The sequence below is a fragment of the Streptomyces sp. NPDC025721 genome (assembly GCF_055558595.1).
Genome location: NZ_JBVHMF010000011.1, coordinates 56,902 through 78,179, shown reverse-complemented (window position 1 = coordinate 78,179; position 21,278 = coordinate 56,902). Strand labels below are relative to the sequence as shown.

Below are 21,278 nucleotides of genomic sequence, written 5' to 3'. Positions count from 1 at the left end.
GACCTCACAGCGCCCGCCGCCCCCGGAACCCCGGAACGACGAAGGGCCGGGCACCCCCGTAATCGGGGTGCCCGGCCCTCCCTGTTCCACGTGGAACACAGCGGTCGCGATTACGCGGCCACGACCTCCAGGTCGAGGACGGCCTCGACCTCGGGGTGCAGCCGCACCGTCACCTTGTGCGCGCCCAGCGTCTTGATCGGCGAACCGACCTCGAGACGACGCTTGTCGACGGCCGGACCACCGGCGGTCTTGATCGCCGCGGCGATGTCGGCCGGGGTGATCGAGCCGAACAGCCGGCCGGTGTCACCGGCGCGGGTGCTGAGCTGGACCTTGACGCCCTGGAGCTGCGCCTTGACCGCGTTCGCGTCGTCCAGCGAGTGGATCTCGCGGATGCGGCGGGCGCGGCGGATCTGCTCGACGTCCTTCTCGCCACCCTTGGTCCACGCGATGGCGAAGCCACGCGGGATCAGGTAGTTGCGGGCGTAGCCCGGCTTGACGTCGACGATGTCGCCCGCGGCACCCAGGCCGCTGACCTCGTTGGTAAGGATGATCTTCGACATGCTTCAGGTCACCCTTTCCTTATCGAGCGGTCGACGTGTAGGGCAGCAGCGCCATCTCACGGCTGTTCTTCACGGCCGTGGCGACGTCACGCTGGTGCTGCGTGCAGTTGCCGGTGACGCGGCGGGCACGGATCTTGCCGCGGTCGGAAATGAACTTCCGCAGCATGTTCGTGTCCTTGTAGTCCACGTACACGGTCTTGTCCTTGCAGAACGCGCAGACCTTCTTCTTCGGCTTGCGCGGGGGCGGCTTCGCCATGGTGATTCTCCTAATGCGATCTTGCGATCAAGAAGTGAGGATGCCCGCCCTAGAAGGGCGGCTCGTCCGAGTAGCCGCCGCCGGAAGAAGCGGCACCGGAGCCGCCGCCCCAGTTACCGCCGCCGCCGCCCTGGCCGCCGCCGGCCGGCGCGCTGGTCGCCCACGGGTCGTCGGCGGGAGCACCGCCGCCGCCCTGGGGCTGGCCGCCACCGGAGCTTCCGCCCCAGTTGCCGCCGCCGCCCTGGCCGCCGCCTCCGCCGAACCCGCCGCCCTGCTGACCGCCACGACCGCCACCGCTGGTCTTGGTGACCTTGGCCGTCGCGCTCTTCAGGCTGGCGCCGACTTCTTCGACGTCCAGTTCGTAGACCGTCCGCTTGACGCCCTCACGGTCCTCGTACGACCGCTGCTTCAGCCGGCCCTGCACGATGACGCGCATGCCTCGCTGGAGCGACTCGGCGACGTTCTCGGCCGCCTGCCGCCAGACCGAGCAGGTGAGGAACAGGCTCTCGCCGTCCTTCCACTCGTTGGTCTGCCGGTCGAAGGTGCGCGGAGTGGACGCGACTCGGAACTTCGCGACCGCCGCACCCGACGGGGTGAAGCGCAGCTCGGGGTCGTCGACAAGATTGCCGACAACCGTGATGACGGTCTCGCCTGCCATGGGATGACCTCTCGGCGGTGTGCTGACTGCTTCTGGCTGCTGCTACTGACTACTGCTGGCTACTACTCGGTTACTGCCCGGTGCGCTGAGCGGAGAGCTCAGTGCAGTTCGGGGCGGAGGACCTTGGTCCGCAGAACCGACTCGTTCAGGTTGAGCTGACGGTCGAGCTCCTTGACGACCTCAGGCGTGGCCTTGAGGTCGACGACCGAGTAGATGCCCTCGGGCTTCTTGTTGATCTCGTAGGAGAGGCGACGACGGCCCCAGGTGTCGACCTTCTCCACGCTGCCGCCACCATTGCGGACGACGGCGAGGAAGGACTCGATCAGCGGGGAGACAGCGCGCTCCTCAAGATCGGGGTCGAGAATGAGCATGAGCTCGTAGTGACGCATAGGGGAACCCACCTCCTTTGGACTCAGGCGGCCACGGCGTTTCCGTGGCAGGAGGGTTTGTATCTGCGTCGCAACGGTAGCGCGGGGCACTGACAGTCGAGTGACAGACAGTCGAGCGGCGGATCGGTCCGAGGAGCGTTCCGCCGAGTCGGGCGAGGCCCGGCCCACGCACAGACACCGGTGCAGACCGTACAGACTACCCGCACAGGTCCCCCGGGTTGAAATCCGCCCCCTTTTGCCCCCAATCTGGACACATCTACTCCGTCACGGAGGTGCCCCATGGCACAGCACGCGGAACGGACCCACCACCTCACCTTCAACACCGACGGCCGGCCGCACCCGCTGGAGAACACGCTGGTCGCGGTGACCGTCGTCCTCGGCGCGATCGCGATCATCTCCTCGGCCTTCAACAGCCTGCATCTGCTCAGTTCCTGGACCGGTCTGGTCGGCATCCTCACCGGCGGCTACGGCCAGTTCATCTCGGCGACCACGGCGGAGCGGTTCGCTCTCGTCATCGGCCTCGGCATGGCGGCGGTCGGCTTCTACATCGGTGTCGCGCACGGCGGGCTGTTCGGCGGGCTCTGGTAGCGGCGGCCGGCAGTCGCCGACAGCACCGGCGAGCAGTAGCGAGGGCGCTTCCCCCGCGCAGTAGGCTTCGGGCCAGAAAACAGCACCGGAAACCCACCACAAGCAAGTAGTGAGCATTCCAGCCCGCAGTCGTGAGTTCGTCGTGAGTTTGGGGAGCGCCCCGCATGAGCCTGACCCTGAGGACCATCAGCCGCGAGCAGCATCTGGCGTACATCCAGAGCCTGCCCTCGGCAAGCCACTGCCAGGTCCCGGCATGGGCTGATGTGAAGTCGGAGTGGCGGTCGGAGAATCTCGGCTGGATCGACGACAGGACCGGCCAGATCGTCGGCGCCGGTCTGGTGCTCTACCGGCAGATCCCGAAGGTCAAGCGGTACCTGGCGTATCTGCCCGAGGGCCCGGTCATCAACTGGTACGCGCCCAACCTGGACGAGTGGCTGAAGCCGATGCTCGCCCACCTCAAGCAGCAGGGCGCCTTCACCGTGAAGATGGGCCCGCCGGTGATCATCCGCCGGTGGGAGGCGAACACCATCAAGACCGGCATCGCCGACCAGGACGTCAAGCGGCTGCGCGACGTGGAGGCCGACTTCATCGAACCGCGCGCCTTCGAGGTCGCGGACAAGCTGCGCCGGATGGGCTGGCAGCAGGGCGAGGACGGCGGCGCGGGCTTCGGCGACGTACAGCCGCGGTACGTGTACCAGGTCCCGCTGGAGAACCGTTCGCTGGACGACATCCTCAAGGGCTTCAACCAGCTCTGGCGGCGCAACATCAAGAAGGCCGAGAAGGCCGGTGTCGAGGTGGTCCAGGCCGGCTACGACGACCTGCCGACCTGGCAGAAGCTCTACGAGGTGACGGCCGAGCGCGACCACTTCAGGCCGCGCCCGCTGTCGTACTTCCAGCGGATGTGGACCTCGCTGAACGCCGAGGACCCCAACCGGATGCGGCTCTACCTGGCGGTGCACGAGGGCGAGGCGGTCGCCGCGGCGACGATGCTGACCGTCGGCCGGCACGTCTGGTACTCCTACGGCGCCTCGGCGAACCACAAGCGTGAGGTGCGGCCGTCCAACGCGATGCAGTGGCGGATGCTGCGGGACGCGTACGCGATGGGCGCCAGCGTCTACGATCTGCGCGGAATCAGCGATTCCCTGGACGAGAACGACCATTTGTTCGGTCTGATTCAGTTCAAGGTGGGCACGGGCGGGCAGGCTGCCGAATACTTGGGCGAGTGGGATTTCCCGCTCAACAAGCTGCTCCACAAGGCGCTCGACATCTACATGTCGCGTCGCTGACCCCGGGCCCGCGCATGGGCCACGACAAGGCCCGCGCGCGGCCCGCCGAAGGCTCGCTCAAGGAAAGGTCCCGACCAGGCCATGGCCCTCACCCTGTACGTCGACACCGCACGCTGGCGTGCACACCACCAGTCCGTGGTGGACCAGTTCCCCGGCATCGTGCCGGTATGCAAGGGGAACGGGTACGGCTTCGGCCATGAGCGCCTCGCCGACGAGGCGACCCGGCTGCGCGCCGACATGCTCGCCGTCGGCACGACGTACGAGGCCGCCCGGATCAAGGACTACTTCAGCGGCGACCTGCTGGTGCTGACCCCGTACCGGCTGGGCGAGGAGCCGGTGCCGCTGCCGGACCGGGCGATCCGCTCGGTGTCCTCGGTGGAGGGTGTGCGCGGTCTGGTCGGCGCGCGGGTGGTCATCGAGGTGATGAGCAGCATGCGCCGGCACGGCGTGGCCGAGGACGACCTGGTCAAGCTGCACACGGCGATAGACGACGTACGCCTGGAGGGTTTCGCGATCCACCTGCCGCTGGACCGCACCGACGGTACGGACGCGGTCGAGGAGGTCTTCGCCTGGATGGAGCGGCTGCGGGCGGCCCGGCTGCCGCTGCACACGATGTTCGTCAGCCACCTCAAGGCGACCGAACTGGCGCAGCTCAGGCAGCAGTTCCCGCAGACCAGGTTCCGGGCGCGGATCGGCACGCTGATGTGGCTCGGCGACCACGACGCGACGGAGTACCGCGGCGCGGTGCTCGACGTCACGCGGATCGTCAAGGGCGACCGGTACGGCTACCGGCAGGAGAAGTCGGCCGCCGACGGCCATCTGGTGGTCGTGGCGGGCGGCACCTCGCACGGTGTGGGCCTGGAGGCGCCGAAGGCGCTGCACGGTCTGATGCCGCGGGCCAAGGGGGTCGCGCGGGCGGGCCTGGCGACCGTCAACCGCAATCTGTCGCCGTTCGTGTGGGCGGGCAAGCAGCGCTGGTTCGCGGAGCCGCCGCACATGCAGGTGTCGATCCTGTTCCTGCCGGGTGACGTGGCGCCGCCCGCGGTGGGCGACGAGCTGGTGGCGCACCTGCGGCACACCACGACCCAGTTCGACCGGGTCGTGGACCGCCACCCGTCGTAGGACGCCTGTCGCTCCCTCCTCGGCTTCTTCTCCAGCCGTCTAGTCCTTCTCGTCCACCGCGGGCGAAGTCGTCGCGGGCGAAGGCGTCGTGGGCGCGGAGTCCGTCGGCATCGTGGTGCCCCACTCGACCCGCTGTCCGGCGAAGGGCGCCGCGTGCCGCGGCTCGTGGTGGACGGCGCCGAGCACGAACACGTCCTCCGCGCCGTCCAGGATTCCGCCCGAGGGGTCGTCGTCGCCGTCCTGCCGCAGTACGTCGTGCTGCGGCAGGAGGATGTCGCGGATGACCATGCCGCACAGGTAGAGCGTGCCGAGCAGGTGCACGGCGATGGCGAGGTGGTAGCCGTCGGCGGACAGACCGTGGTGCTTGGTGCCGCCGGTGACGTACGCGAGCTGCATCCAGATGCCGATGAAGTACAGCACCTCGGCGCCCTGCCAGATCAGCAGGTCGCGCCAGCGCGGGCGGGCGAGCACGGCGAGCGGGAGCAGCCACAGCACGTACTGCGGCGAGTAGACCTTGTTGCTGATCACCAGCGCGGCCACCAGCAGGAAGGCGAGCTGTGCGAAGCGCGGGCGGCGCGGGGCGTACAGCGCGAGGGCGGCGATCCCGGCGCACAGCAGCAGCATCAGGGCGGCCACGTACGCGCTCACGCCGGTCAGCGGGTTGCCGGTGCGCTGCATGACGATCAGCCACAGCGAGCCGTAGTCGACGCCGCGGGTGCGGCTGAAGCTGTAGAACTCCGACCAGCCGTGCCGGGCGAGCAGGATCACCGGGCCGTTGACCACCAGCCAGGACAGGACGGCGCCGCCGAGCGCCGTGCCGAAGGCCCGTAGCCGCCCGGCGCGCAGGCACAGCAGGAACAGCGCGAGCAGCAGCAGGACGGGGTAGAGCTTGGCCGCGGTGGCCAGGCCGATCAGGATGCCCGCGGCCAGCGGTCGGCTGCGGGCCCACAGCAGCATGCCGACGGCGGTCAGGGCGACGGCGAACAGGTCCCAGTTGATGGTCGCGGTGAGCGCGAGCGCGGGGGACAGGGCGATGAGCAGGCCGTCCCAGGGGCGCCGCCGCTGGGTGCGCGCCACGCACGTGACGAGGACGACCGCGCAGATCATCAGCATCGCGGAGTTCACGATCCAGTAGATCTGCGCGCGGTGCTGGAGGTCGCCGCCGTGCGGGGTCAGCCAGGAGGCGACCTCCATGAACAGGCCGGTGAGCACCGGGTACTCGAGGTAGTGGAAGCCGCTGCCGGAGACCGAGTCCGGGATGCGGTCGAAGTACGGGACCAGGTCGGTGGCGAAGCCGCGCTGCGAGTACAGGTGCGGGATGTCGGAGTAGCAGGCGTGGATGTACTGCGGGGACCCGCCCTGGAACCAGCCGCCGGAGTAGCAGGACGCTTTCTGCGCCATGCCGAGGGCGAACATCCCGATGACGACGAGCACCATCACGCGGACCGGGTTCCACCAGCGGTAACCGCCGGAGCGGGCCCACCGCCCGGTGGGCCCGCCCAGGAACTCACTGCCGGCCGCGGCGACCGGGTCCTCGTCGGAGGGTCGCACGGGGAGCTCTCGCCGGTCGGCCTCTTCGCGGTCGCGCACGCTCGTCATGGCGAACATCCTGCCGTACCGGTCTGTGTGAGCGAGAGTCCCCGGGGACACCAACCGTCGCTGTCTGCTGTCAGCGACGGTCGCCGTCCCCCGTCAGCCGCCGTCCGTCATCCTCCGTCGCCGGGTTTGCGGGTGGATGTTCCGCCGCTGTTGCCTCCGCCGCCGCCCGGTCCTCCGGTGCTGCCCGACGTGGTCGGGGTGTCGCTCGGCGTCGGCGTGTTGCAGGTCTGGTCCCACGGCAGGCACGGGCCGCTCGGCGTGGTGGGCGGCGTGGTGGGCGGCGTCGTCGGCGGGGTGGTCGGCGGCGTCGTCGTGGTGGGCGGCGGGGTGGTCGCGGTGTCGGTCGGGCTCGGCGGCGGCGTCGTCATGGACGGCGTCGGCGACGGGGCGCCGGGCTCGTTCTGCGGTTCGCCGATCTTGCTGGCGTCCGGGAAGCCGGGGTCCTCGGAGTTGCCGAGGGCGGCCTTCATGTAGTCGGTCCAGATGGTGGCCGGCAGGTCACCACCGTGGATGGAGGAGTTGCCGCCGGTGCCGGACATCGGCAGCAGCTTCTTGGCCTTGGTGTCCTGGCGGAACATCACCACGGACGTGGAGAGCTGCTGGGTGTAGCCGACGAACCACGCGGACCGGGTGCCGCCGGGGCTGTCGGTGGTACCGGTCTTGCCCGCCGCGGTACGGCCCAGGGCCTTGGCCTTGGTGCCGGTGCCGTTCTCGACCACGTTCTGGAGAACCTTGGTGACGTTGTTGGCGATGTTGTCCGGCAGCGCCTGCTTGGGCTTGGGCCGCGAGAAGCCGTCGATCTGGTCACCGTTGTGGATCACCTTGGTGACCGAGTACGGGTCCACCTGCACGCCGGATTTGGCGAAGGTGGCGTACGCGTCGGCCATCCGGATCGCGCTGGGCGTGGACGTACCGATCGAGAACGACGGCACCATGGTGGCCATGCTCTCGTCGAGCAGGCCCACGCTCTCCGCCGTCGCCTTGACCTTGGGCAGGCCGACGTCCTCGCCGAGCTGGACGAACGGGGTGTTGATCGAGTTCTGCATGGCCTTGGTCAGCGTGACGTAGCCGTGCTTGATCGAGTCCTCGTTCTTCTGCCGGAACGGCTTGTTCTCCTTGTCGAGGACCACATTGCCGTCGTGGTCCTTGATCACCAGCAGGTCGTTGGCGTTGTACTTGCTGTCCGGCGTGATGGGCTTGCCGTCGCTGTGGTTGGTGCCGTACATCATGGCCGCGGAGAGCACGAACGGCTTGAAGGTCGAGCCGACCGGCACACCGGCGGTGTTGGCGTTGTTGTTGAACTCGTTGTGCTCGTAGCCCTCGCCGCCGTAGATGGCCACGATCTTGCCGTCGCCCGGCACCACGGAGGCGGCGCCGAACTGCACGTTGCTGTCCGCGTCCGTGCCCTTGTAGTCGGGGTCGTCGCCCAGGTACTTGTGCGAGCCGCCGGGCTTGATGTTCGCCTTGCGGACCGCCTCGACGGACTTCTTCAGGGCGTTGACCTTGGCCTTGTCGAAGGTCGTGTAGATCTGGTATCCGCCCAGGTCAAGGTCCTTCTGGGTGATCTTCGGCGAGGAGTGCGTGGTGACGTAGTTGTTCACCGTGTCGACCAGGTAGCTGATCTGACCGCTCATGCCCGCCTGCACCTTCAGCCCCTGGGGCATCGGGTACTTGGTGTACTTGGCGCGCTCGGTCGCCGTCATGTGGCCGTACTTGACCTCCTGGTCGAGGATCCAGGCCCAGCGCTGCGTGGAGCGCTTGGTGTTGGCCTCGGCGGTGGCCGACGTGTCGATGTTGGTGGCGCCTATCGGGTCGTAGTACGTCGGGCCCTTGAGCAACGCCGCCAGGAAGGCGCACTGGCTGGGGTCGAGCTTGACCGCGTCCACGCCGTAGTACGTCTGCGCGGCGGCCTGGAGACCGTAGGCGCCGCGGCCGAAGTACGAGGTGTTCAGGTAGCCGGTGATGATGTCGTTCTTGCCGACCTTCGCGCCGACCTTTATGGAGATGAACAGCTCTTTGAACTTCCGGCTGACCGTCTGCGACTGGTCGAGCATCGAGTTCTTCACGTACTGCTGGGTGATGGTCGAGCCGCCCTGCGTCTCGCCGCCCTTGGCCATGTTGAACAGCGCGCGGGTGATGCCCATCGGGTCGACACCGGAGTCGGTCTCGAAGGTCTTGTTCTCGGCCGAGATCACCGCGTAGCGCATGGCCTTGGGGATCTGGTCGTACGTGATGTTCTGCCGGTTGAAGTCACCGCCGGTGGCGACCATGCGGGTGCCGTCGGCCCAGTAGTAGACGTTGTTCTGGGCGACGGCCGCCTTGTTCTCGTCGGGGATGTCGACCATGGCGTACGCGATGCCCGCGATGCCGACCAGGGTGCCGACGAAGCCGATGCACAGCGCGGTGACCTGGCGCCAGGAGGGCACCCAGTGCCGCCAGCCCTGCTTGCCGAAGCGCGGGTAGTCGATGAAGCGCTTCTTGGCGGGCCTGCGGCCTCCCCGGCCCGCGGGGCCGCCGGGTTCACCGGGGCCGCCGGTGCCTCTGCGGCGACCGCTGCCGTTGCCGTTGCCGCCACCGCCGCGTCCCTGGGCGGCGCGGCGGGCCGCGGCGCGTCCTTCATAGGGGACACCGGGGCCGCCGGTGCCGGAAGGGGAACCGCTGGGCACGCCGCCGGGAGGGCCGGGGGGACGGCCGGGTACGGCGCCCGGGGTACCGCCGGGCGGCGTACCGCCACTGGGCATACCGCTAGGGGAACCGGCGGGGGGGCCGCCGGCCGCGCGTCGGCCGCCTGACGCAGGGGGCGTCGGCTGCTGTCCCCCGCGCCTGGCGGCAGCACGGCCGCCGGAGGGCGACTGCGGCGGCTTGCGACGGTGCTCGCTCATGAACAGCTACTCCTCGACAGGCGGGATCGCCTGCAGGCATCGATGACATTCCGGTCTGTCCCCCTGAGTGCGGCTGTGTCAGGCCGCACTGCACCCAGGACCAAGACGCACGCCGACGTCCCAGGGTTCCCGGTGCTCTGCATGGCGAACAGAGTACGCACGGTCAAAAGACGCACGATGCGAGCGTTCATCACATAACGGACGGTTGACGCCTCACAGGTTTCATGTTGTGACACCCGCTGTGACGGCGGTCACCGCGGACCGCCTTGCATGATGTGTCGAACCGTTCTATCGTCCCGATGTATCGACTCGATACATCGCACCGACACATCGCTCCGATGCATCGTGCGGAGGCATCGGGTCGGCACACAGTACGGGACAGCGGCGACCGGCCGGAACGAGGGGACGAGGGATTGAGCAAGCGCTCCGGAATCCTCGAATTCGCGGTTCTCGGTCTGCTGCGCGAGTCCCCTATGCACGGCTACGAGCTGCGCAAGCGGCTCAACACCTCGCTCGGGGTGTTCCGCGCCTTCAGCTACGGCAGTCTTTATCCCTGCCTGAAGACGCTGGTCACTCAGGGGTGGCTGATCGAGGAGTCGGTGGTGGACAGCGATCCGCCCGCGACACCCCTCGCCGGCCGCCGGGCGAAGATCGTCTACCGGCTGACGGCCGCGGGCAAGGAGCACTTCGAGGAGCTGCTCGCCCACTCCGGCCCGGACGCCTGGGAGGACGAGCACTTCGCCGCTCGCTTCGCCTTCTTCGGGCAGACGTCGAAGGACGTCAGGATGCGGGTCCTCGAGGGGCGGCGCAGCCGCCTCGAGGAACGGCTGGAGAAGATGCGCGCCTCACTCGTGCGCACCCGCGAACGGCTCGACGACTACACGCTCGAGCTTCAGCGGCACGGCATGGAATCGGTGGAGCGCGAGGTCCGCTGGCTCAATGAGCTGATCGAGACCGAGCGGGCCGGACGCAGCACCACGCGCCCGGACTCCGAGCAGGACACACACGACAACAACCAAGAGAACGGCGGCCGACCCGAAAACCGGGGAACCGCGTGACGATTACACAGGGAGCAACCGGTATGGGTTCGGTTCGCGTAGCCATCGTTGGCGTAGGCAACTGCGCCGCGTCGCTGGTGCAGGGTGTCGAGTACTACAAGGACGCCGACCCGGACAGCAAGGTGCCTGGTCTCATGCACGTGCAGTTCGGCGACTACCACGTACGTGACGTCGAGTTCGTGGCCGCCTTCGATGTCGACGCGAAGAAGGTCGGCCTCGACCTCGCGGACGCCATCGGGGCCAGCGAGAACAACACGATCAAGATCTGCGACGTCCCGCAGAGCGGTGTGACCGTCCAGCGCGGCCACACCAACGACGGTCTCGGCAAGTACTACCGGGAGACGATCGAGGAGTCCACCGAGACCCCGGTCGACATCGTCCAGATCCTCAAGGACCGCCAGGTCGACGTCCTCGTCTGCTACCTGCCCGTCGGCTCCGAGGTCGCCGCCAAGTACTACGCGCAGTGCGCCATCGACGCGAAGGTCGCCTTCGTCAACGCCCTCCCGGTCTTCATCGCCGGCACCAAGGAGTGGGCGGACAAGTTCACCGAGGCCGGTGTGCCGATCGTCGGTGACGACATCAAGTCCCAGGTGGGCGCCACCATCACGCACCGCGTGATGGCGAAGCTCTTCGAGGACCGCGGTGTCCTGCTGGAGCGCACCATGCAGCTCAACGTGGGCGGCAACATGGACTTCAAGAACATGCTCGAGCGCGAGCGCCTGGAGTCCAAGAAGATCTCCAAGACGCAGGCCGTCACCTCGCAGATCGTGGACCGTGAGCTGGGCGCCAAGAACGTCCACATCGGCCCGTCGGACTACGTGCAGTGGCTGGACGACCGCAAGTGGGCGTACGTCCGCCTCGAGGGCCGCGCCTTCGGCGACGTCCCGCTGAACCTGGAGTACAAGCTGGAGGTCTGGGACTCCCCGAACTCCGCCGGTGTCATCATCGACGCGCTGCGCGCGGCGAAGATCGCCAAGGACCGCGGTATCGGCGGCCCGATCCTGTCGGCGTCCTCGTACTTCATGAAGTCCCCGCCGGTGCAGTACTTCGACGACGAGGCCCGCGACAACGTGGAGAAGTTCATCCGCGGCGAGGTCGAGCGCTGACCGGCTGAGCCGGACAACGCCGCGTCCGGCGGCACGGCGCCACAGCGTCACCGCGGGACCGCACCGCCGCAGGACGGCACCACCGCAGTACCAAGGAAAGGCCCCGGGTCGCGTGCCCGGGGCCTTCCGCGTCATGTGAGGCTGTGACCATGGCTGTTGTGCGCGATCTTCGCGTGCTGCTGCGGCTGTCGGGCTTCCGGCGGCTGCTCGCGGTGCGCCTGCTGTCCCAATTCTCCGACGGCGTCTTCCAGGTCGCGCTGGCCGCCTATGTCGTCTTCTCGCCCGAGAAACAGACCTCGCCCGGCGCCATCGCCTCCGCCATGGCCGTACTGCTGCTGCCGTACTCGCTGCTCGGCCCGTTCACCGGCGTGCTGCTCGACCGCTGGCGGCGCAGGCAGGTGCTGCTCTCCTGCAATCTGCTGCGGGCGGTGCTGTCCTGCGGGACGGCCGCGCTGATCCTGCTGCACGTGCCGGACTGGCTGTTCTATCTCTCCGCCCTGTCGGTCACCGCCGTCAACCGCTTCGTGCTCGCGGGGCTGTCCGCCGCGCTGCCGCGGGTCGTGGACGCCGAACGCCTGGTGATCGCCAACTCCCTGTCCCCGACGGCCGGGACGCTCGCGGCGACCGCGGGCGGCGGCGTCGCCTTCGTCGTGCACCTTTTCCTGCCCGAGGGCGCCGAGGCCAACGCGGCGACCGTGCTGCTCGGCGCGGGCGTCTATCTGGTGGCGGGGCTGTCCGCGCTGACGCTGGGCCGCGACCGGCTCGGGCCCGATCCCTCCGAGGTGCGGCAGCGGCTGCGCACGGCGCTCGCGGGCACCGCGCAGGGCCTGGCCGACGGGTGGCGGCATCTGCGCCAACGGCCCGCGGCGCGGCGGGCGATGGGCGCGGTGACGGCGATGCGCTTCTGTTACGGCGCCCTGACCGTCACCTTGCTGATGCTCAGCCGCTACACCTGGTCCGACCCCTCGGACACCGACGCCGGTCTCGCCCTGCTCGGCCTGGCGGTCGGCCTGTCCGCGGCCGGATTCTTCACCGCGGCGGTCTTCACCCCGTGGGCCACCGGCCGCTTCGGCACCGGCGGCTGGATCACCGTGTGCGCCGCCGCGTCCGCCGTGCTGCTGCTCCCGCTGGCGCTCCCGTTCGCCGTCGGGCCGATGATGGTCGCGGCCTTCGTGCTGGGCTTCACCATGCAGGGCGCGAAGATCGCCACCGACACCGTGGTGCAGACCGACGTCCAGGACTCCTACCGCGGGCGCGTCTTCTCCCTCTACGATGTCGCCTTCAACGTCGCCTTCGTAGGCGCCGCGGCGGTCTCCGCCCTGATGCTGCCGCCCGACGGCCGTTCCCCAGCGCTGATCACCGTCCTCGCCCTGCTCTACGCCGGGGTGGCCGCCACGATGACCCGACTCCGCTCCTGACCCCGGCGTCGCGCCGGGACGCACACCACACATGGGGGAAACCGTGGCTACTCCGCCACCTCCTGGCCGCAATCCCTACGGCCAGCCGTACGCACAGCAGACAGCACCGCCTCCGCCCGCGCCTCCGCAGCAGGGACAGAACCCGTACGGCCAGAACCCCTACGGCCAGAATCCGTACGGGCAGAATCCGTACGGGCAGAATCCGTACGGGCAGAATCCGTACGGGCAGGGCCAGCCGGGCCAGAACCCGTACGGGCCGCCGCAGGGCCAGGGGCAGCAGCCGTTCGGCTACCCGCAGACCGGGCCGCAGACGGCGCCGGACGGCGGCCCGGCGTGCACCTTCTGCGGGGGCTTCCCGGCCGTGCAGGCCACCGTCCGCGGCCACCAGGGCTTCCTGATCATCATGCGCTTCCTGAAGCGACGGGCGAACTACTGCCGCACCTGCGGGATAGCCACGCACCGGGAGATGACCACCAAGACGCTGTGGCAGGGCTGGTGGAGCATCGCCTCGTTCGTCATCACGCCGATCACGGTGCTGATCAACCTCGGGCCGCGCGGCAAGTTCAACAAGCTGCCCGCGCCCAGCGGCGGCTTCGGACCGCCCATGAACCCGGGCAAGCCGATCTTCCTGCGCGGCGGCGCGTACGTCATGCTGGCGCCGCTGCTGGTGCTCGCCCTCATCGTCGCGGGAGTCGCGATGGGCGGCAACGACGCGAATTCGGCGTCCGCCGGTGACTGCGTCAGCAAGAGCGGCTCCGACTCCGACCCGACCCTGAAGGTCGTCGACTGCACGTCGGGCTCGGCCGCGTACCGCGTCGTGGAGCGGCACGGCGGCAAGCACTACAGAGACGCCTGCTCCAACGGCGACGCCGAGTACGACCACTCGGGGCGCGGCGGCGACTACGCGCTCTGCCTGACGCGCGTGGGCTGACGTCCTTGAGCTGACGTCCTTGAGCTGATGGCGCCATGCCGATGCCTTTGAGCTGACGCCGATGTTCCACGTGGAACATCGTGTTCGGCGAGACGACGGAGGGGCGATGTTCCACGTGGAACATCGCCCCTCCGTCGTTTCACGCCGCCGTTCTCACTGCTGCTCGGACCACCACGTCTTGAGCGCGGCGATCGCCTCGTCCTCGGTCATCGGGCCGTTCTCCAGCCGGAGTTCCAGCATGTGCTGGTACGCCTTGCCGACCAGGGGGCCGGGGGGGACGCCCAGGATCGACATGATCTGGTTGCCGTCGAGGTCGGGCCGGATCGCGTCCAGCTCCTCGCGCTCCTGGAGTTCGGCGATGCGCGCTTCCAGGGCGTCGTAGGTGCGGGACAGGGCGGCTGCCTTGCGCTTGTTGCGGGTCGTGCAGTCCGAACGGGTCAGCTTGTGCAGCCGGGAGAGCTGCGGGCCCGCGTCGCGGACGTAGCGGCGTACGGCCGAGTCGGTCCACTCGCCGCTGCCATATCCGTGGAAGCGCAGGTGCAGCTCGACCAGCCGGGAGACGTCCTTCACCAGATCGTTGGGGTACTTGAGCTGGGTCAGCCGGGCCTTGGTCAGCTTCGCGCCCACCATCTCGTGGTGGTGGAAGGAGACCCGGCCGTCGGTCTCGAAGCGGCGCGTCTTCGGCTTGCCGATGTCGTGGAGCAGCGCGGCCAGCCGCAGGACGAGGTCCGGCCCGTCGGTCTCCAGGTCGATCGCCTGCTCCAGCACCGTCAGCGAGTGCTCGTAGACATCCTTGTGCCGGAAGTGCTCGTCGCGCTCCAGGCGCAGCGCGGACAGCTCGGGCAGCACCAGATCGGCCAGCCCGGTGTCGACCAGCAGCCGCAGCCCCTTGCGCGGGTGGTCGGACAGGATCAGCTTGTTCAGCTCGTCCCTGATCCGCTCGGCGGAGACGATGCCGATCCGGTCGGCCATCGCCGACATCGCGGCGACCACCTCGGGCGCGACCTCGAAGTCGAGCTGCGCGGCGAAGCGGGCGGCCCGCAGCATCCGCAGCGGGTCGTCGGAGAACGACGACTCCGGGGTGCCGGGCGTACGCAGCCGCCGCGCCGCCAGATCGTCCAGGCCGCCGTACGGATCGACGAAGTCGCCCTCGGGGAGCGCGACCGCCATCGCGTTCACCGTGAAGTCCCGGCGGACCAGGTCGTCCTCGATGGTGTCGCCGTAGGACACCTCCGGCTTGCGCGAGGTCCGGTCGTACGCCTCGGAGCGGTACGTCGTCACCTCGATCTGGAAGCTGTCCTTCATCGCGCCGACCGTGCCGAAGGCGATGCCGACCTCCCACACCGAGTCCGCCCACGACCGCAGGATCTTCAGCACCTGCTCGGGGCGGGCGTCGGTGGTGAAGTCGAGGTCGTTGCCGAGCCTGCCCAGCAGGGTGTCCCGGACGGAGCCGCCGACGAGGGCGAGCCGGAATCCGGCGTCGCGGAATCGGTGGCCGAGTTCCTCGGCGACGGGCGCGACCTGGTGGCGGGCCCGCGGGGTCTGAGCGGCATTGTTGGCATTCGGCACAACGTAAAAGGGTACGGGTCCGCGGAGCCCACGGCTGCCGGGTTTCCCCGCGGGACCGCGTCGCGGGCGCATATGGCGCGCGTCCCGAGGGCATACCGTCCGGTTCCGGACCTCGGCGGACCCCGGCGGGGCATCGGCCGGACCCCGGCCAGATCTCGACTGGGCCGCATCGGGCCTCTTCCCCGGACTCCGCAGCACTTTGGCACAGCGCCGATCGTTAACATGCCAGCACGCACATCAGATGGGCGCGGACCGACGACCACCGTCGCCCGCCCGTCGACATCCGACACGAGGGACGGGCGAACGCGTGGGCGAGGCGGCACAGGCACCCGGAAGACCCCCGTCGGCGCGCTCGCCGCGTCTGCTGCGGGCGGTCGCCCTGATCGCCGCGGGCACGCTGCTCACCGGGCTGCTCCAGGTCGTCCAGACGCTCCAGGCGCCGGGCGCGCAGGCCGCCGTCGGCAGCGGCTCGCGCACCGCCGCGGTGGCGCTGAACAAGGTGGACCCCCGCGTCCCCGCCAAGGACGGCTCCGTCACCGTGTCCGGCACGGTGACCAACAACGGCAAGACGACGATCACCGGCGCCCGGATGGGCGTCAGGGTCGCCCCGGACGGCCCCCTGACGTCCCTCAGCGCGATGAAGAGCGCCCAGGACCGTACCGGTTACACCAGCTACCTGGACGGCTCGGAGATCGACGGCCACACGGTCGACCTCCCGAAGATCCCGGCCGGGCAGAGCCAGCCCTTCTCCCTCAAGGTCCCGGTGAAGTCCCTGGGCTTCGACGCCTCGGGCGTCTACCAGCTCGGCGTGGCGCTGGACGGCGAGACGTCCGCGGAGCCCGGCGAGCACGTCCTGGGCATCAAGCGCACCTTCCTGCCCTGGTACGACACCAACACCACCACCGCGAAGGCCACGCAGATCACCTACCTGTGGCCGCTCACCGACCGGCCGCACGTGGCCGCCCGCGGCGACACCGACTCCCAGCAGAGCCCGATCTTCCTCGACGACGACCTCGCCAAGGAGCTGTCCCCCGGCGGGCGGCTCCAGGTGATGGTCGACCTGGCCAAGTCGCTGCCGGTGACCTGGATCATCGACCCCGACCTGCTCGCCTCGATCGACTTCATGACCAAGCCGTACCGGGTCGCCGGCCCCGGCGGCGACGTCACCCACACCACCGAGGGCACCGGCGGCGCGGTCGCCAAGGCGTGGCTGAACTCGCTCAAGAGCGCTGTCGCGGGCGACCAGGTGATCGCGCTGCCGTTCGCCGACACCGACCTGGCCTCCGTCGCGCACAACGGCCTGCGCGTGCCCGGCACCCTCAACCACCTCAAGACCGCGTCCGAACTGGGCGTGAGCACCCTCGACACCGTCCTCGGCGTCCAGGCCACCTCCGACGTGGCCTGGCCGGTGGACGGGGCCGTCGACCCCGCCATCGTCTCGGTGGCCCGTACCGGCGGCGCGAAGCGGATCGTGGCCCGCAGCGACAGCGTCGGCGAGAGCGATGCGCTCAGCTACACGCCCAACGCGGCCCGACCGATCGGCCACGGGGTGACCGCGGTGGTCGCCGACGCCTCGCTGTCCACCGCGTTCGCGGGCGACATGCTGCGCGCGGAGCCCGCCGATCTCGCCGTGCAGGACTTCGTCGCGCAGACCCTGATGATCACCATGCAGGCGCCGGAGAGGCAGCGCACCATCCTGGTCGCCCCGCAGCGCATGCCCACGGTCTCGCAGGCACAGGCGATGGCCGAGGCGATCGGCACGGTCGGCACGAGCCCGTGGGCCGCCACGGTCGGCTTCGACACCGCCGCCAAGGCCAAGGCCGACCCGGACGCGAACCGCAAGGTGCCGTCGGCGAAGAAGTACCCCAAGGCGCTGCGCGGGCACGAGCTGTCCGTGGGCGCCTTCCAGCAGCTCAGCGAGACGCAGACCCATCTCAACGACTTCGTCACCATCCTCACCCGCAAGGACAAGGTGACGGTGCCCTTCGGCAACTCGGTGCTGCGCGCCATGTCGGCCGGCTGGCGCGGCGACCCCGCCGACGCGACCGAGTTCCGCAGTTCGATCGGCGGCTACCTCCAGGACCTGATCAACGCGGTCCGCATCCTGCCCAAGACCACCCTCACCCTCTCCGGCCGCAGCGGGACCATTCCGGTGACGGTGAAGAACGAGCTGAACCAGCCGATCACCAACCTTGTGCTGCGTCTCACGTCGAACACCGACATCCGGCTGGAGATCAAGGACCCGCAGCAGCCGATCGCGATCGACGGCGGCCACACCCGTACCCTGAAGTTCCAGACGTCGGCGAGCGCGAATGGCAAGGTCAGGGTCACCGCGGCGCTCTTCACCGCGCAGGGCGTGCTCTACCGCAACAGCAACGCCGTCGAGTTCGACGTCAAGATCACCAAGGTCACCGATCTGGTGATGCTGATCATCGCCGCCGGTCTGCTCCTTCTGGTGCTCGCGGGCGTTCGCATCTACCGTCAGCGGAAGCGGCAGGCAGCCGCGGACAGCGGCGGAGACGGCGGGGACGGTGAGGACGGGGACAACGGCGGCGGGCAGGAGGACGGTGATCCGGGGCAGCCGGGTGACCCTGGCACTGACACCGAGGACACCGGTCGGGAAAGCGTTGAGCTGTCCCCGACGGGTGAGAAGGTGGAGGGATAGCCGGCGGACAATAAGGTGGGGCACTGATGAACGCGCCGTATGACGGTGATCGCGACTCTGCGGGCCAGATGCCTCCATCGCCCGAGCAGCGTCCCTCACCCCCTGACCCGTATCTGCAGAACACCTACGCCTACGACCCGTACCAGCAGCAGGACCCCACCGCGCAGGACCCGGTGGGCGAGGCGCTGTACGACCGCGCCGCGCACCCGCCGCCGCCGTACGGGCAGGAGTATCCGCAGCAGCAGCCTTCGGCGTACCCCCAGATGCCGTACGGCGACAACTCCGCGACCCAGTACGTCGGCGTGGACGACCTGGTCGGCGGGTCGCCCCAGGGGCAGCAGGGCGATCAGGGCCAGCAGGACCCGGGGTACGACGCGTTCGATCACCTCTTCCGCGACCAGCGCGGCGGCGGCGCGCCTCCGCAACAGCCACAGGCCCCGCAGGCACCCCAGGCCCAGCACCCCCAGCAGCAGGCCCCGCAGCCGCAGCAGGGGTACGCGCCGCCGCAGGACCCCAGGCAACAGCAGCAGCCGTACCAGCAGCCGCAGCACCCCCAGCAGGGGTACGCGTACCCGCAGCAGCAGCCGCAGCAGGGCTACGGCTATCCGCCGCAGCACCAGCAGCAGCCGCCCGGCTACCCGGCGGCGTACGGGCAGGCGCCCGCGCCCGCGGACAACGCCGAGACGGGGTACGCCGAGCCCGCGTACGAGAATCCGGCGTACGGGCAGGCCGCCTACCAGGACCAGCGGTACGCCGACCCGCGGTACGGCTACGCGAATCTGCCGTACCCGAACCAGCAACAACAGCCCGTGCAGTACGCGTACACGCCCTCGTACATCGGCGAGCCGGTGTCCGCGCTGGACGCCACCGGGCAGATCCCGATCATCCCGGCCGCGCCGCCGATGGCCGCCAGGCCGCCGCGCGCGGCGGAGGCCACCTCCAACACGCGCGCGGGCAACATCCTCAAGTCCAGCGCGCTGATGGCGGCGGGCACCCTGGTGTCCCGCCTCACCGGCTTCGTCCGCACCCTGGTGATCGCCGCCGCGATCGGCGTGGCGACCCTCGGCGACTCGTACGCCGTCGCCAACACGCTGCCGACGATGATCTACATCCTCACCATCGGCGGCGGTCTGAACTCCGTCTTCGTCCCGCAGCTCGTCCGCGCGATGAAGGACGACGACGACGGCGGTACGGCGTACGCGAACCGGCTGCTGACGGTCGTGATGGTGGTGCTCGGCGGCATCGTGGCCGTCACCGTGATCGCGGCCCCGCTGCTGATCCGGCTGATGTCCGCGAAGATCGCCGACAACCCCGACACGTACGACATCGCCATCACCTTCGCCCGCTACTGCCTGCCGACCATCTTCTTCATGGGCGTGCACGTGGTGATGGGCCAGGTGCTCAACGCGCGCGGCAAATTCGGCGCGATGATGTGGACGCCGGTCCTCAACAACATCGTGGTGATCTTCAGCTTCGGCATGTTCATCTGGGTGTACGGCGCCTACAGCACCACCCGGATGGACGCGACGACCATCACTCCCGAGGGCGCGCGGCTGCTCGGCATCGGCACGCTGCTCGGTCTGACCGTGCAGTCGCTGGCGATGCTGCCGTACCTGCGGGACGCGGGCTTCAAGTTCCGGCCGCGCTTCGACTGGCGCGGCCACGGCCTCGGCAAGGCCGCCAAGCTCGCCAAGTGGACGTTCTTCTTCGTGCTGGCGAACCAGGCGGGCCTGATCGTCGTCACCCAGCTCGCCACCTGGGCGGGCGCCAACGCCGACAAGAGCGGCAACCAGGGCACCGGCATCACGGCGTACAACAACGCGCTGCTGATCTGGCAGATGCCCCAGGCGATCATCACCGTCTCGGTGATGGCCGCGGTGCTGCCGCGGATCTCGCGGGCCGCGGCGGACAACGACGTCTCCGCGGTGCGCGACGACATCTCCTACGGTCTGCGCACCTCGGCGGTGGCCATCGTGCCCGCCGCCTTCGCCTTCCTGGCCCTGGGCGTCCCGATGTGCAGCCTGCTCTACGCGAGCACCGGCACCGGTTCCGCGCGCAACATCGGATTCATCCTGATGGCCTTCGGCGCCGGACTGATCCCCTTCTCCGTGCAGTACGTGATCCTCCGCGGGTTCTACGCCTTCGAGGACACGCGCACGCCCTTCTACAACACGGTCATCGTGGCCGCGGTCAACGCGGCGGCGGCGGCCATCTGCTTCGTGGTGCTGCCCGCCCGCTGGGCCGTGGTCGGCATGGCCGCCGCGTACGGCCTCGCGTACGCCGTGGGCGTCGGGGTGGCCGCCAAGCGGCTGCGCTCTCGGCTCGACGGCGACCTGGACGGCAAGCGGGTGGTACGCACCTACGCCCGTCTGACCGGCGCCTGCGTACCCGCCGCGCTGATCGCGGGGCTGGCCGTCTACGCCGTGCTCGGGGCGCTGGGCAGCGGCGCCGTGGGCTCGCTCGCCGCACTCGTGGTGGGCGGCGGCCTGCTGCTCGGAATCTTCCTCTTCGCGGCCAAGCGGATGAGGATCGAGGAGATGACCGCCATGATCGGCATGGTGCGAGGACGGCTCGGGCGCTGAACGAACCCGTCGCGAAGCGGCGGGCAACCATCACGGTTCGCTGTGTGTCGTGCATAGAGCCGGACTGTGGGCACAATTGTCATCGGCTCGATGTGGGATCGCGCAATGGATGGGGAGGCAGGAACGACGGTGGCGGATCGGAGCACGGCCGCCGTCGGAGTGGCCAATGAGGGTGGCGAGCCCCCGCTCGCCGCCCAGCAGGACGGCGCCACATCCGACGGGACGACGACGGACGACCAGACCAGCAGCAGCGCCGACTCCGGCACACGATCCCAGGACGGGTCGGACGGCACGCAGACCACCGCCGAAACCTCGATGTCGGCCGCGGTCGACGGCGACAGCGCGACCAGCGAGACCGTGGTGGTCGACACCGCGGTGGCCGCGACCGCCGAACTGACCGCGCCCGTGCCCGTGACGGCCCCCGCGTCCTCGCCCACGGCGACGACGAAACTGACGACCGCCGTGCTGCCCGCGGTGCCCCCGTCACCGGAGGAGACCCCCACCGCCGCCCGAGCCTCCACCACGACCTCCCCCGCGCCCTCGGGCACCTCCTCGGGCACCTCCTCCGCCAACGCCGCCGCACCGACCGCGGCCAAGCCCGCGACGGCG

At 69.5% G+C, this 21,278-nt stretch carries 16 protein-coding genes; 9 read left to right on the top strand and 7 right to left on the bottom strand.

Features of this window, described 5'->3' with window-relative positions; all coding sequences use genetic code 11:
- Positions 1–110: 110 nt before the first annotated feature.
- The 4 genes from rplI to rpsF form a co-directional block, all read right to left on the bottom strand.
- Entirely contained in the window at positions 111–560 is a 450-nt protein-coding gene (gene rplI / locus ACZ4EF_RS17755) for a 50S ribosomal protein L9 (RefSeq protein ID WP_355336647.1), read from the bottom strand.
- 19 nt (positions 561–579) lie between these two features.
- On the bottom strand, positions 580–816 hold the full coding sequence (gene rpsR, locus ACZ4EF_RS17750) for a 30S ribosomal protein S18 (RefSeq protein ID WP_031512678.1): 237 nt from the start codon (positions 814–816) through the stop codon (positions 580–582).
- 49 nt (positions 817–865) lie between these two features.
- Complete coding sequence (locus ACZ4EF_RS17745) at positions 866–1,474, bottom strand: single-stranded DNA-binding protein (protein ID WP_355336648.1); 609 nt, start codon at positions 1,472–1,474, stop codon at positions 866–868.
- Positions 1,475–1,572: 98 nt separating this feature from the next.
- The gene (gene rpsF, locus ACZ4EF_RS17740) at positions 1,573–1,863 is read right to left on the bottom strand and encodes a 30S ribosomal protein S6 (RefSeq protein WP_093711983.1); all 291 of its coding nucleotides are present in this window, start codon (positions 1,861–1,863) and stop codon (positions 1,573–1,575) included.
- Positions 1,864–2,142: 279 nt separating this feature from the next.
- Between rpsF and ACZ4EF_RS17735 the strand changes: the two genes are divergently transcribed.
- From ACZ4EF_RS17735 to ACZ4EF_RS17725, 3 genes are all read left to right on the top strand, one after another.
- Entirely contained in the window at positions 2,143–2,451 is a 309-nt protein-coding gene (locus tag ACZ4EF_RS17735; protein WP_355336649.1) for a hypothetical protein, read from the top strand.
- A 164-nt stretch (positions 2,452–2,615) separates the two neighbouring features.
- Entirely contained in the window at positions 2,616–3,737 is a 1,122-nt protein-coding gene (locus ACZ4EF_RS17730; protein WP_355336650.1) for a lipid II:glycine glycyltransferase FemX, read from the top strand.
- An 81-nt stretch (positions 3,738–3,818) separates the two neighbouring features.
- Positions 3,819–4,859, top strand: coding sequence for an alanine racemase (locus ACZ4EF_RS17725; protein ID WP_355336651.1), 1,041 nt, complete (start codon positions 3,819–3,821; stop codon positions 4,857–4,859).
- Positions 4,860–4,898: 39 nt separating this feature from the next.
- Here the strand turns inward: ACZ4EF_RS17725 and ACZ4EF_RS17720 are convergent, their stop codons facing one another.
- Positions 4,899–6,458 (bottom strand): glycosyltransferase family 87 protein, encoded by a 1,560-nt coding sequence (locus ACZ4EF_RS17720; protein WP_401851316.1) that lies wholly within the window; start codon positions 6,456–6,458, stop codon positions 4,899–4,901.
- A 107-nt stretch (positions 6,459–6,565) separates the two neighbouring features.
- Complete coding sequence (locus ACZ4EF_RS17715; RefSeq protein ID WP_467505207.1) at positions 6,566–9,340, bottom strand: transglycosylase domain-containing protein; 2,775 nt, start codon at positions 9,338–9,340, stop codon at positions 6,566–6,568.
- Positions 9,341–9,753: 413 nt separating this feature from the next.
- Here ACZ4EF_RS17715 and ACZ4EF_RS17710 point away from each other — a divergent pair, with 413 nt between their 5' ends.
- The 4 genes from ACZ4EF_RS17710 to ACZ4EF_RS17695 all read left to right on the top strand — a co-directional run bounded on the left by ACZ4EF_RS17710 (position 9,754) and on the right by ACZ4EF_RS17695 (position 13,853).
- Positions 9,754–10,398 (top strand): PadR family transcriptional regulator, encoded by a 645-nt coding sequence (locus ACZ4EF_RS17710; protein WP_355336653.1) that lies wholly within the window; start codon positions 9,754–9,756, stop codon positions 10,396–10,398.
- Positions 10,399–10,421: 23 nt separating this feature from the next.
- Positions 10,422–11,504, top strand: a complete 1,083-nt coding sequence (locus ACZ4EF_RS17705) for an inositol-3-phosphate synthase (protein ID WP_467505205.1) — start codon at positions 10,422–10,424, stop codon at positions 11,502–11,504.
- A gap of 149 nt (positions 11,505–11,653) precedes the next feature.
- Entirely contained in the window at positions 11,654–12,922 is a 1,269-nt protein-coding gene (locus tag ACZ4EF_RS17700; RefSeq protein ID WP_467505203.1) for an MFS transporter, read from the top strand.
- Between the two features lie 43 nt (positions 12,923–12,965).
- Positions 12,966–13,853: an LppU/SCO3897 family protein gene (locus ACZ4EF_RS17695; protein ID WP_467505201.1), complete on the top strand. Its 888-nt coding sequence runs from the start codon at positions 12,966–12,968 to the stop codon at positions 13,851–13,853.
- A gap of 153 nt (positions 13,854–14,006) precedes the next feature.
- Here the strand turns inward: ACZ4EF_RS17695 and ACZ4EF_RS17690 are convergent, their stop codons facing one another.
- On the bottom strand, positions 14,007–15,422 hold the full coding sequence (locus ACZ4EF_RS17690) for a CCA tRNA nucleotidyltransferase (RefSeq protein ID WP_391158848.1): 1,416 nt from the start codon (positions 15,420–15,422) through the stop codon (positions 14,007–14,009).
- A 307-nt stretch (positions 15,423–15,729) separates the two neighbouring features.
- On the opposite strand from ACZ4EF_RS17690, the gene ACZ4EF_RS17685 reads away from it, so the two are divergent.
- Together ACZ4EF_RS17685 and murJ are read left to right on the top strand one after the other, a co-directional pair.
- The gene (locus ACZ4EF_RS17685; protein ID WP_467505199.1) at positions 15,730–18,087 is read left to right on the top strand and encodes a DUF6049 family protein; all 2,358 of its coding nucleotides are present in this window, start codon (positions 15,730–15,732) and stop codon (positions 18,085–18,087) included.
- 68 nt (positions 18,088–18,155) lie between these two features.
- Positions 18,156–20,669 (top strand): murein biosynthesis integral membrane protein MurJ, encoded by a 2,514-nt coding sequence (gene murJ / locus ACZ4EF_RS17680; RefSeq protein WP_467505197.1) that lies wholly within the window; start codon positions 18,156–18,158, stop codon positions 20,667–20,669.
- The last annotated feature ends 609 nt before the right edge of the window (positions 20,670–21,278 follow it).